This is a genomic window from Gemmobacter sp. (assembly GCF_046292685.1).
In the GTDB taxonomy this organism is placed as follows: Bacteria; Pseudomonadota; Alphaproteobacteria; order Rhodobacterales; family Rhodobacteraceae; genus Wagnerdoeblera.
In genome coordinates this window covers 1-10,697 of sequence record NZ_JBKBQM010000073.1, presented here as the reverse complement: position 1 = coordinate 10,697, position 10,697 = coordinate 1, and the positions used below count along the sequence as shown (strand labels likewise).

Sequence of the window (10,697 nt, the reverse complement as noted above, 5' to 3'; positions counted from 1 at the left end):
AAGGCGGCCGAGCGAACCGTTGCGGCCCTCTGGGACGCCATCGGACGGCTCGTCGATCTCATCACCCCCGGGGAGAGCGCCAACTTCTTCACCGCAGCAGCCTATGAACCACAATGATCGGAAAACGCGCTAAAAAGGGGGAGATTACCGCGCCGCCTAACGGAACCGCGTCACCCGAATTCAGCCAGAGCTCCTTGGAAAACGCCCGGAACCTGTTCAGACAACCCGAACCACCCCTGCCATCCGCATCCTCATCCATATCGGCTTGCGGTCGCGTTACGATGCCGTGAAGGCCTTTGGCGGCACACCAACAGGCACGCTCGACCACTTCGTCGCCGAGGCATGCACCTGCACGGCGAAGAAACTGGCGGCCCGCGGCGGCGATCTGCGCAAGCCGCCGGCAAGAGCCAAGGTTCTGGACGCGGCCCGCGCCTGCAGCGACGCCATCCGCATGCTGCCGAAGTGACCGCGCCGCCGGCGGGCGGCGCGGAGCCGGTTCAGCGCGCGAACTTCTTGTATTTCACGCGCTTGGGCTCGATGGAATCCGGGCCGAGACGGCGCACCTTGTCTTCTTCGTAGGCTTCGAAGTTGCCTTCGAACCATTCGACCTTCGCATCGCCTTCGAAGGCAAGGATATGCGTGCACAGCCGGTCAAGGAAAAAGCGGTCGTGGCTGATGATGACGGCGCAGCCTGCGAAATCCTCCAGCGCGGCTTCCAGCGCCTGCAGGGTTTCGACGTCGAGGTCGTTGGTCGGTTCGTCCAGCAAGAGCACGTTGCCGCCCCGACGCAGCAGTTTTGCCATGTGAACCCGGTTGCGTTCGCCGCCCGACAGAAGGCCGACCTTCTTCTGCTGGTCGCCGCCCTTGAAGTTGAACGCCCCGCAATAGGCGCGCGAGTTCATGGTGGCATCGCCCAGTTCCAGCACCTCGAGCCCGTCCGAGATTTCTTCCCACACGGTCTTGCCCGGGTCGAGCGCGTCGCGCGACTGGTCCACATAGGCCAGTTTCACCGTCTCGCCGAAGGTGATGGTGCCGGCATCGGGCGTTTCCTGCCCGGTCAGCATGCGGAACAGGGTGGATTTGCCGGCGCCGTTCGGCCCGATCACGCCCACGATGCCGCCCGGCGGCAGGCTGAACGACAGGTTTTCGATCAGCAGGCGGTCGCCGTAGCCCTTGGTCAGCCCTTCGACCTCGATCACCTTGCCGCCCAGGCGCGGGCCGTTGGGGATGATGATCTGCGCGGTGGTGATCTTGTCGCGTTCCGACTTGCTGGCAAGTTCCTCGTAGGCCTGGATGCGGGCCTTGGATTTGGTCTGGCGGGCCTTGGCGCCGGCGCGGATCCATTCCAGCTCGCGCTCCAGCGTTTTTTGCCGCGACTTGTCCTCGCGCGCTTCCTGCGCCAGGCGCTTGGCCTTCTGTTCCAGCCAGCTGGAATAGTTGCCTTCGTAGGGAATGCCCCGGCCGCGGTCGAGTTCGAGGATCCAGCCAGTGATGTCGTCGAGGAAATAGCGGTCGTGGGTCACGATCAGGATCGTGCCCTTGTATTCGATCAGGTGCTTTTGCAGCCAGGCGATGGTTTCGGCATCGAGGTGGTTGGTCGGTTCGTCCAGCAGCAGCATGTCGGGCGCGTCCAGCAGCAGCTTGCACAGCGCGACCCGGCGTTTTTCGCCGCCCGACAGGGTGGTCACATCGGCATCGTCGGGCGGGCAGCGCAGGGCCTCCATCGCCACATCGACCTGGCTGTCGAGATCCCAGAGGTTTTCGGCGTCGATCTCGTCCTGCAGGCGGGCCATCTCCTCGGCGGTATCGTCCGAATAGTTCATCGCCAGCTCGTTGTAACGGTCGAGCTTGGCCTGTTTCGCCGCCACCCCCAGCATCACGTTGCCGCGCACGTCAAGGCTGGGGTCCAGTTCGGGTTCCTGCGGCAGATAGCCCACGCGCGCGCCCTTGGCGGCCCAGGCCTCGCCCTGGAAATCCTTGTCGATGCCGGCCATGATGCGCAGCAGGGTGGACTTTCCCGAGCCGTTGACGCCGACCACCCCGATCTTGACCCCGGGCAGGAAGTTCAGCCGGATGTTTTCAAAGCACTTCTTGCCGCCGGGATAGGTCTTGGACACGCCGTCCATGTGATAGACATACTGGTAGGAGGCCATGCGCTTGCTCCGGCTCTAGGGGGGTTGCGCTGTTCCTACAGGGGGAACCCGCCCGGTTCAAGCGGGCTGACAGGCGCCGTGCGGCGGCCTAAGGTGCGGCCATGCCATTCACCTTGCGCCAGCTGAGATTCTTTGTCGCCGCTGCCGAACAGGGCAGCGTGTCGGGCGCGGCGCGCGTGCTGTCGATCAGCCAGTCCAGCGTGACCGAGGCGATCCGCGCGCTGGAGGACGATCTGGGCGTGACCCTGTTCGACCGGCAGGCGCGGGGGCTGCAGATCACCCACCGCGGCAGCGCCTTTCTGCGCCATGCCCGCGCGATCCTCGCCGATGTGGCGCGGGCGCGCGAGGCGTTTCAAGGCGAGGCCGAGCCCGCGACCGGCCGGCTGTCGCTGGGGGTGACCAGCCTGGTGGCCGGATATGTGCTGTCCGACATTCTGGCACGGTTCCGCAGGGCCTGGCCGCAGGTGGAGCTGAACGTGATCGAGGACAGCGGCGATTACCTGCAACACCTGCTGATCGGGGGCGAGCTGGACGTGGCGGTGCTGCTGACCAGTTCGGTGCGCGACCGGCTGGCCTTGCAGGTGGAAACGCTGCTGGTTTCGGCCTTTCGCCTGTGGTTGCCGCTGGGGCACGAGCTGGCGCAACAAGAGGCGATCGCCCGCGACGAACTGGCGGCCCATCCGCTGATCCAGCTGATGGTGGACGAGATCGAGGAATCGACCCGGGCGCTGATGAGCACCATCCGCCCGCCGCCGCGCGTGACCTTCCGCACCCGCAGCGTCGAGGCCGTGCGGTCGCTGGTGGCCACCGGCGCGGGCCTCGCCTTGTTGCCCGATCTGGTTTACCGCCCCTGGTCGCTGGAAGGCGACCGGATCGAGATCCGCGATGTGTCGGGCGACTTGCCGACGGTGCAGGTGGGGCTGGCGTGGCGGCGGGGCGCGCCCTTGCCGCCGGCGGCGCTGAACTTCGTGCGTTCGGCCCGCGGGGCGATGCCCGACAGGTAGCAAGCCATCGACTTTTCCGATAGGCGCATTCTGTCTTTTGAATTTGCGAAATGACCGAGGCCGCCGCATCCTGCCGGCCAGAGCACCTGCGCCAACAGCAGGGCCAGTCAGGGAGCTATGCCATGAACACCATGAAGCTGATGGGAACGACGGCGCTGGCGGTGATGCTGGCGGCGGGGCCGGCTGCGGCGCAACTGGCCGCGCTGGGCCAGCCCGAAGGCCAGGTCAACATCGTCGCCTGGGCCGGCTATATCGAGCGCGGCGAGACGGTGAAGGAATTCGACTGGGTGACCAAGTTCGAAGCGGCCACCGGCTGCAAGGTCAACGTCAAGACCGCCGGCACCAGCGACGAGATGGTGGCGCTGATGAACGAGGGCGGCTTCGACCTGGTGACCGCCAGCGGCGACGCCAGCCTGCGGCTGATCGCGGGCAAGCGGGTGCAGCCGATCAACCTGTCGCTGATCCCCAGCTGGAACACGGTGGACGAACGGCTGAAGAACGCCCCCTGGTATGTGGTGGACGGTGTGCATTACGGCGTTCCCTACATGTGGGGGCCGAACGTGCTGATGTACAACACCAACGTGTTCAAGGAGCCGCCGACCAGCTGGAACGTGGTGTTCGAGGAGATGACCCTGGGCGACGGCAAGTCGAACAAGGGCCGCGTGCAGGCCTATGACGGCCCGATCCACATTGCCGATGCCGCGCAATACCTGATGTTCCACAAGCCGGAACTGGGCATCAAGTCGCCCTACGAACTGAACGAGGACCAGTACAAGGCCGCGCTGGACCTGCTGCGTCAGCAGCGCCAGCTGGTCGGGCGCTATTGGCACGATGCCTTCATCCAGATGGACGACTTCAAGAACGAAGGCGTGGTCGCCAGCGGCACCTGGCCCTTCCAGGTCAACCTGCTGCAATCCGAAGGGCAGCCGGTGGCCTCGGTCATCCCGCAGGAAGGCGCGACCGGCTGGGCCGATACCAGCATGATGCATGTAGATGCTGCCAACCCGACCTGCGCCTATCTGTGGATGGAACATTCGCTGGCCTCGAACCTGCAGTCCGACCTGTCGGTGTGGTTCGGCGCCAACCCGGCGGTGCCCGCCGCCTGCACCGACGGGCGCGGCATGCAGACGGCCGAGGGCTGCACCAAGAACGGCTTCGACGACTTCGACAAGATCCGCTTCTGGACCACCCCGGTCACCAAATGCGCCAGCCAGGGTGAATGCGTGCCCTACTATCGCTGGGTCAGTGATTATATCGGCGTGATCGGCGGCCGCTGAGCTACCGCCCGAGCCTTGGCCCCCTTCCTGCCGGAAGGGGGCGTGCCCGGCGCGGGACGCCGGCCTTTTCTGCCATGACCGGAATGCTGCCATGACCGCTGCTGTCGAGTTCCTGAACGTGTCGCGTCATTTCGGCGCGGTTGCGGCCGTGGACGGGGTGGACCTGACGATTGCCGAGGGGTCGTTCTTTGCCATGCTGGGGCCTTCGGGCAGCGGCAAGACCACCTGCCTGCGGCTGATCTCGGGGTTCGAGAAGCCTTCGGGCGGCGTGGTGCGCATCTTTGGCGCCGACGTGGGGCGGGTGCCGCCGCATCTGCGCAACGTCAACACGGTGTTCCAGGATTACGCGCTGTTCCCGCACCTGAGCGTGCTCGACAACGTGGGCTACGGCCTGATGGTCAAGGGCGTCGGTCGCGCCGAGCGCAACCGCAAGGCCGAGGAAATGCTGGCGCTTGTCAAGCTGGAGGGCTACGGGCCCCGCAAGCCTGCGCAACTGTCGGGCGGCCAGCGGCAGCGCGTGGCCCTGGCGCGGGCGCTGGTCAACGAACCGCGCGTGTTGTTGCTGGACGAACCCCTAGGCGCGCTGGACCTCAAGCTGCGCGAAGCGATGCAGGAGGAACTGAAGGCGTTGCAGCAGCGCCTGGGTATCACCTTCGTCTTTGTCACCCACGACCAGCACGAGGCGCTGAGCATGGCCGACACCGTGGCGGTGTTCAACCAGGGCAAGATTGCGCAGGTCGGCCCCCCGGCCGAGATCTATGCCCGCCCGCGCACCCGCTTCGTGGCCGATTTCGTCGGATCCTCCAACGTGCTGGAGCCGGCGATGACCCGGGCGCTGGGCGGGCCCGAGGCCTGGGCCAGCCTGCGCCCCGAGGCGGTCCGGCTGGTGCCCTGGAACAAGTCCGAATTGCGCGGCAGCGTGACGGCGCTGCGCTATCTGGGATCGGCGATGCGGGTGACGGTGGTCTTGCCCTTCGGCAGCCTGGCGGTGCTGGTGCCGGCCGGGCAGCCCGTGCCGAACATGGGCGACAGCGTGGGGCTGGTTCTGGCGCCCAACGCGCTGCATGTGATGGAGGCGGCGACATGAGCTCGGCCCCGATCCTGGCCCCGCGCGGCGCGGGCGACCGGCTGACCGGCCTGTTCTGGCGCCGGCCGGGGTTGTTGCTGGGGCTGATGCTGGCGCCGCCGCTGATCTGGCTGGGGCTGGTCTACCTTGGCTCGCTGGCCGCGCTGTTGTGGCAGAGCTTTTATTCCATCGACGAGTTTTCCGGCCTTGTGGTGCCGGAATTTACGCTCAAGACCTATGCCGAACTGTTCCGGGCGCAGAACCTCGACATCCTGCTGCGGACGCTGACCATGTCGGCCAGCGTGACGCTGGGTTGCGCCGTGCTGGCCTTTCCGATCGCGTGGTATGCCGCGCGCCATGCGCGCGGACCGTGGAAGGCGGCGTTCTATCTGGGCGTCATGCTGCCGCTGTGGTCGTCCTACCTGGTCAAGGTCTATGCCTGGAAGCTGATCCTGGCCAAGGAAGGCATCATCGGCTGGGCCGCCAATGCCACCGGCACCACCCCCATCCTGGAGGCCGTGCTGTCGATTCCCGGCATCGGCGGCAATTCGTTGTCGACCAGTTTCATCGGCACCTGGATGGTCTTTGTCTATGTCTGGCTGCCTTACATGATCCTGCCGATGCAGGCGGCGCTGGAGCGGGTGCCCGCCTCGATGCTGGAGGCCAGCGCCGACCTGGGCGCCACGCGCGGCCAGACGCTGCGCAAGGTGGTGCTGCCGCTGGCCATGCCGGGCGTGATCGCGGGCAGCATCTTTACCTTTTCGCTGACGATGGGCGACTACATCATCCCGCAGATCATCGGCACCTCGGCGCGATTCATCGGGCAGGCGGTGTACCAGTTGCAGGGCACGGCCGGCAACCTGCCGCTGGCGGCGGCCTTTGCGGTGGTGCCGATCCTGGTGATGCTGGTCTATCTGACGCTGGCGCGGCGGGCGGGGGCTTTCGATGCGCTTTGACCGGGCATCCCTGGGGCTGAAGATTGCGGCCATCGGCGGGCTGGCCTTTCTGCACCTGCCGATCCTGCTGATCTTTCTGTATGCCTTTACCACCGAGGAACGGACCTATGCCTTTCCGCCGCCGGGGCTGACGACGCAGTGGTTCGCCGTGGCGTGGAACCGGGCCGACATCTGGCCGCCGCTATACCTTTCGCTGCGGGTGGCAGCGATTTCGACCGCGCTGGCGATGGTGCTGGGCACGCTGGTGGCCGGGGCAATGGCGCAGGCGCGGTTCTTCGGGCGCGAACAGATCAGCCTGCTCATCATCCTGCCCATCGCGCTGCCCGGGGTCATCACCGGCATGAGCCTGCGGTCGGCCTTTGCGATCATGGAAATCCCGTTCAGCACCTGGACCATCGTGCTGGGGCACGCGACCTTCTGCATCGTGATCGTCTACAACAACGCGGTGGCGCGGATGCGTCGGCTGTCCGGTGCCATCCTCGAGGCCAGCGCCGACCTGGGCGCCAATGCCTTTCAGACCTTCCGGCATGTGCTGTTGCCCAACCTGGGGTCGGCGTTGCTGGCAGGGGGCATGCTGGCCTTTGCCCTGTCGTTCGACGAGGTGATCGTGACCACCTTCACCGCCGGCCAGCAAAGCACGCTGCCGATCTGGATGCTGAACGAACTGGTGCGCCCGCGACAGCGCCCGGTGACCAATGTGGTGGCGATGGTCGTGTTTGCCGTGACCTTCGTGCCGATCCTTCTGGCCTTTTACCTGACCCGGGGCGGTTCCGACACCGCCGGCGGGGGCAAATGACAACGGGGAGAGTGAACATGACCGCGATGGACCTGAACCTGCTGATCGGCAACGGGTTCGAACCCGGGCAGGAAACGGCCGAACAGGTGCTTAACCCGCGCACCGGCGGCCTGATCGTCGAGGTGCCCGAGGCCAGCGCGGGCCAGGTGGACCGGGCCGTGGCGGCGGCGCGCGGCGCCTTCGACCGCTGGTCGCGCACCACGCCGGCCGAACGCTCGGCCGCATTGCTGCGCATCGCCGACCGGATCGAGCGCGACGCCGACGAATTCGCCCGGCTGGAGGCGCTGAACTGCGGCAAGCCGATCAACGCCGCGCGCAACGACGAAATCCCGGCGGTGGTGGATTGCTGGCGGTTCTTTGCCGGTGCGGTGCGCACGCAGCACGGGCAGGTGGCCGGCGAATACCTTGCCGGGCACACCAGCATGATCCGGCGCGATGCCATCGGGGTGGTGGCCAGCATCGCGCCGTGGAACTACCCGCTGATGATGATGGCGTGGAAACTGGCCCCCGCCATTGCCGGCGGCAACACCGTGGTGTTCAAGCCCAGCGAACAGACCCCCTTTACCGCGCTGAAGCTCGCGCGGATTCTGGCCGAGGAGCTGCCCGAAGGCGTGGTGAACATCATCACCGGGCGCGGGCACACGGTGGGCAATGCGCTGATCCATCACCCCGGGATCGACATGATCTCGCTGACCGGCGACGTGGCCACCGGCAAGAAGATGCTGGATGCCGCCGCGCGCACGGTCAAGCGCACGCATCTGGAACTGGGCGGCAAGGCGCCGGTGGTGGTGTTCGACGACGCCGACATCGACGCCGTGGTCGAGGGGCTGCGCGCCTTCGGCTATTACAACGCCGGGCAGGATTGCACCGCCGCCTGCCGGGTCTATGCCGGGAAAAAGGTCTACGACCGGCTGGTGGCCGACCTGTCCAGCGCCGTCGCCTCGATCCAGCTGGGGCTGGAGGACGACAGCGCCAACGAGATCGGGCCGCTGATCTCGTTGCGCCAGCGCGACCGGGTGGCAAGCTTTGTCAATCGCGCGCGCGAGTTGCCGCATATCGAGGTGACCACCGGGGGCGAGCCGATGGGGCAGGGGTTCTACTACCGCCCGACCGTGATCGCCGGCGCCCGTCAGGAAGACGAGATCGTGCGCCGCGAGGTGTTCGGCCCGGTGGTTTCGGTCACGCCGTTCTCCGACGTGGATCAGGCCGTGGCCTGGGCCAACGACAGCGATTATGGCTTGGCCTCCAGCGTCTGGACCCGCGACGTGGGCCGCGCGATGGAAACCTCGGCGCGGTTGCGCTATGGCTGCACCTGGGTGAACACGCATTTCATGCTGGTCAACGAGATGCCGCACGGCGGGCTCAAGCAATCGGGCTACGGCAAGGATCTGTCGGCCTATGCGCTGGAGGACTATACCGTCGTGCGTCACGTGATGATCAAGCACTGATCCGTCGGTGCAGGCGCCCGGACGCGGCGGCGGGGGTTGAACTTCGGCCCCCGTGCGCGTATCTGGGCGCATCCCGGCATGCGAGGCGACGGCGATGGCCAAGACCAACCCTTTCCAGTTTCTGCAGCAGACCCGCGCCGAGATCGGCAAGATCGTCTGGCCGAACCGCCGCGAAGTGCTGTTGACCACGGTCATGGTCTTCGTCATGGCGGCGCTGACGGCGGTGTTCTTCTTTGCGGTCGATACCGTCATCAATCTCGGGCTGCGCAGCCTGCTTTCGGCCTTTGGCTGAACCGGGCCCTTGAAACCCGGGCCGCAGGCCGCTACAGCGAGCAGCGACAACCGGGCATCGGCGTGCAGCGATTCGCATGCGCGTCGGTTTTTTTGTTCGGTGGCAGGGCAATCGGGTGCCTTGCAGATCGGAATGACCGGGGCAACCCGGATGGCGAAGGTGGCAGGCATGGCAAAGCGCTGGTATTCGGTGAGCGTTCTCTCGAACTTCGAGAAGAAGGTGGCCGAACAGATCCGTACGGCCGTTGCCGACGCCGGCTTGCAGGATGAGATCGACGAGGTTCTGGTGCCGACCGAGGAGGTGCTTGAAATCCGCCGTGGCAAGAAGGTCACCTCGGAACGTCGTTTCATGCCGGGGTATGTGCTGGTCCACATGGAAATGTCGGATCGCGGCTATCATCTGATCACCTCGATCAATCGCGTCACCGGGTTTCTGGGCCCGCAGGGCAAGCCGATGCCGATGCGCGATGACGAGGTGAACGGCATCCTGAACCGCGCGCAGGCCGGGGTCGAGGTGGCGCCGCGCAACCTGATCCGCTTCGAGATCGGCGAGAGGGTCAAGGTGAACGATGGCCCGTTCGAAGGCTTCGACGGCATGGTCGAGGAAGTGGACGAGGCGTCGAACCGCCTGAAGGTCACCGTTTCGATCTTCGGTCGCGCCACGCCGGTGGAGCTGGAATTCACCCAGGTGGCCAAGACCGCCTGAGGTGTCGCATGCGGGAGGGTGGCGCCGAGCCGGTGATCGCCCGAACCGCTAAACTTGCCTGCCTTGCGGGCACAGTGATGAAGGAGAGGCCAGATGGCCAAGAAAGTGATCGGCAGCCTCAAGCTGCAAGTGAAGGCCCAGCAGGCCAACCCGTCGCCGCCGGTCGGTCCGGCGCTGGGTCAGCGCGGTTTGAACATCATGGCATTCGTCAAGGAGTTCAACGCCCGCACCGCCGACATCGAGCCGGGTGCGCCCACCCCGGTCATCATCACCTACTATCAGGACAAGTCCTTCACGCTGGAGCTGAAGACGCCGCCGGCGTCCTACCTGCTGAAAAAGGCGGCCGGCCTGAAGCCGCAAGGCAAGCGCCAGCGCATGCAGGGGTCGCCCAAGCCGGGCCGCCACGTGCAGGGCACCGTGACCGTGGCGCAGGTGCGCGCCATCGCGGAACAGAAGATGAAGGATCTGTCGGCCAACGACATCGAGGCTGCGATGCAGATCATCCTCGGTTCGGCCAAGTCCTGCGGCATCGAAGTGAAGGGCTGAGACCATGGCAAAAGTTGCAAAGCGCACCAAGGCCGCCCGCGCGCTGTTCGAAGGCAAGTCGAACCTGACCGTCGAAGCCGCCGTCGACCTGATCAAGCAGGCCGCCAGCGCCAAGTTCGACGAAACCGTCGAAATCGCGATGAACCTGGGCGTCGATCCGCGCCACGCCGACCAGATGGTCCGCGGTGTGGTCAACCTGCCCAACGGCACCGGCAAGGTCGTGCGCGTGGCCGTGTTCGCCCGTGGCGCCAAGGCTGACGAGGCCAAGGCCGCCGGTGCCGACATCGTCGGTGCCGAAGACCTGATGGAAACGATCCAGAAGGGCGTGATCGAGTTCGACCGCTGCATCGCAACGCCGGACATGATGCCGCTGGTCGGCCGTCTGGGCAAGATCCTCGGCCCGCGCAACCTGATGCCGAACCCCAAGGTCGGCACGGTGACGATGGACGTGGCC

11 protein-coding genes and 1 pseudogene are annotated in these 10,697 nt (G+C 66.1%); 11 read left to right on the top strand and 1 reads right to left on the bottom strand.

Annotated elements, in window-relative coordinates; translation table 11 throughout:
• Positions 1–265: 265 nt before the first annotated feature.
• Positions 266–466: a hypothetical protein gene (locus ACK4S2_RS14790; RefSeq protein ID WP_409626045.1), complete on the top strand. Its 201-nt coding sequence runs from the start codon at positions 266–268 to the stop codon at positions 464–466.
• Between the two features lie 31 nt (positions 467–497).
• Here ACK4S2_RS14790 and ettA read toward each other — a convergent pair whose 3' ends face one another.
• Positions 498–2,153, bottom strand: coding sequence for an energy-dependent translational throttle protein EttA (ettA, locus tag ACK4S2_RS14785; protein WP_409626042.1), 1,656 nt, complete (start codon positions 2,151–2,153; stop codon positions 498–500).
• Between the two features lie 101 nt (positions 2,154–2,254).
• Here ettA and ACK4S2_RS14780 point away from each other — a divergent pair, with 101 nt between their 5' ends.
• The 10 genes and pseudogenes from ACK4S2_RS14780 to ACK4S2_RS14735 all read left to right on the top strand — a co-directional run.
• The gene (locus ACK4S2_RS14780; protein ID WP_409626039.1) at positions 2,255–3,157 is read left to right on the top strand and encodes a LysR substrate-binding domain-containing protein; all 903 of its coding nucleotides are present in this window, start codon (positions 2,255–2,257) and stop codon (positions 3,155–3,157) included.
• Positions 3,158–3,279: 122 nt separating this feature from the next.
• Positions 3,280–4,434, top strand: a complete 1,155-nt coding sequence (locus ACK4S2_RS14775) for an ABC transporter substrate-binding protein (RefSeq protein WP_409626036.1) — start codon at positions 3,280–3,282, stop codon at positions 4,432–4,434.
• A 91-nt stretch (positions 4,435–4,525) separates the two neighbouring features.
• Positions 4,526–5,521, top strand: coding sequence for an ABC transporter ATP-binding protein (locus tag ACK4S2_RS14770; protein ID WP_409626033.1), 996 nt, complete (start codon positions 4,526–4,528; stop codon positions 5,519–5,521).
• Complete coding sequence (locus tag ACK4S2_RS14765) at positions 5,518–6,456, top strand: ABC transporter permease (protein WP_409626030.1); 939 nt, start codon at positions 5,518–5,520, stop codon at positions 6,454–6,456. The genes ACK4S2_RS14770 and ACK4S2_RS14765 overlap by 4 nt, the downstream gene beginning before the upstream one ends.
• Positions 6,446–7,252 carry an ABC transporter permease gene (locus ACK4S2_RS14760; protein WP_409626027.1) on the top strand — a complete coding sequence of 269 codons (807 nt, stop codon included), beginning with the start codon at positions 6,446–6,448 and terminating at the stop codon, positions 7,250–7,252. The genes ACK4S2_RS14765 and ACK4S2_RS14760 overlap by 11 nt, the downstream gene beginning before the upstream one ends.
• Positions 7,253–7,278: 26 nt before the next feature.
• A complete protein-coding gene (locus ACK4S2_RS14755) occupies positions 7,279–8,700 on the top strand; it encodes a gamma-aminobutyraldehyde dehydrogenase (protein ID WP_409626048.1) in 1,422 nt (473 codons plus the stop codon).
• 94 nt (positions 8,701–8,794) lie between these two features.
• Positions 8,795–8,992, top strand: a complete 198-nt coding sequence (gene secE / locus ACK4S2_RS14750; RefSeq protein ID WP_409626024.1) for a preprotein translocase subunit SecE — start codon at positions 8,795–8,797, stop codon at positions 8,990–8,992.
• Between the two features lie 168 nt (positions 8,993–9,160).
• Positions 9,161–9,697, top strand: a complete 537-nt coding sequence (nusG, locus tag ACK4S2_RS14745; protein ID WP_409626021.1) for a transcription termination/antitermination protein NusG — start codon at positions 9,161–9,163, stop codon at positions 9,695–9,697.
• Between the two features lie 93 nt (positions 9,698–9,790).
• Positions 9,791–10,243, top strand: coding sequence for a 50S ribosomal protein L11 (rplK, locus tag ACK4S2_RS14740; RefSeq protein ID WP_409626018.1), 453 nt, complete (start codon positions 9,791–9,793; stop codon positions 10,241–10,243).
• Positions 10,244–10,247: 4 nt separating this feature from the next.
• Positions 10,248–10,697, top strand: a pseudogene (locus ACK4S2_RS14735) (50S ribosomal protein L1); the annotation flags it as partial.

Bases quoted from the DNA above. Each gene is read 5' to 3' on its own strand.
- ettA (WP_409626042.1), bottom strand. From the start codon at position 2,153: ATGGCCTCCTACCAGTATGTCTATCACATGGACGGCGTGTCCAAGACC.
- ACK4S2_RS14780 (WP_409626039.1), top strand. From the start codon at position 2,255: ATGCCATTCACCTTGCGCCAGCTGAGATTCTTTGTCGCCGCTGCCGAA.
- ACK4S2_RS14775 (WP_409626036.1), top strand. From the start codon at position 3,280: ATGAACACCATGAAGCTGATGGGAACGACGGCGCTGGCGGTGATGCTG.
- ACK4S2_RS14770 (WP_409626033.1), top strand. From the start codon at position 4,526: ATGACCGCTGCTGTCGAGTTCCTGAACGTGTCGCGTCATTTCGGCGCG.
- ACK4S2_RS14765 (WP_409626030.1), top strand. From the start codon at position 5,518: ATGAGCTCGGCCCCGATCCTGGCCCCGCGCGGCGCGGGCGACCGGCTG.
- ACK4S2_RS14760 (WP_409626027.1), top strand. From the start codon at position 6,446: ATGCGCTTTGACCGGGCATCCCTGGGGCTGAAGATTGCGGCCATCGGC.
- ACK4S2_RS14755 (WP_409626048.1), top strand. From the start codon at position 7,279: ATGGACCTGAACCTGCTGATCGGCAACGGGTTCGAACCCGGGCAGGAA.
- secE (WP_409626024.1), top strand. From the start codon at position 8,795: ATGGCCAAGACCAACCCTTTCCAGTTTCTGCAGCAGACCCGCGCCGAG.
- nusG (WP_409626021.1), top strand. From the start codon at position 9,161: ATGGCAAAGCGCTGGTATTCGGTGAGCGTTCTCTCGAACTTCGAGAAG.
- rplK (WP_409626018.1), top strand. From the start codon at position 9,791: ATGGCCAAGAAAGTGATCGGCAGCCTCAAGCTGCAAGTGAAGGCCCAG.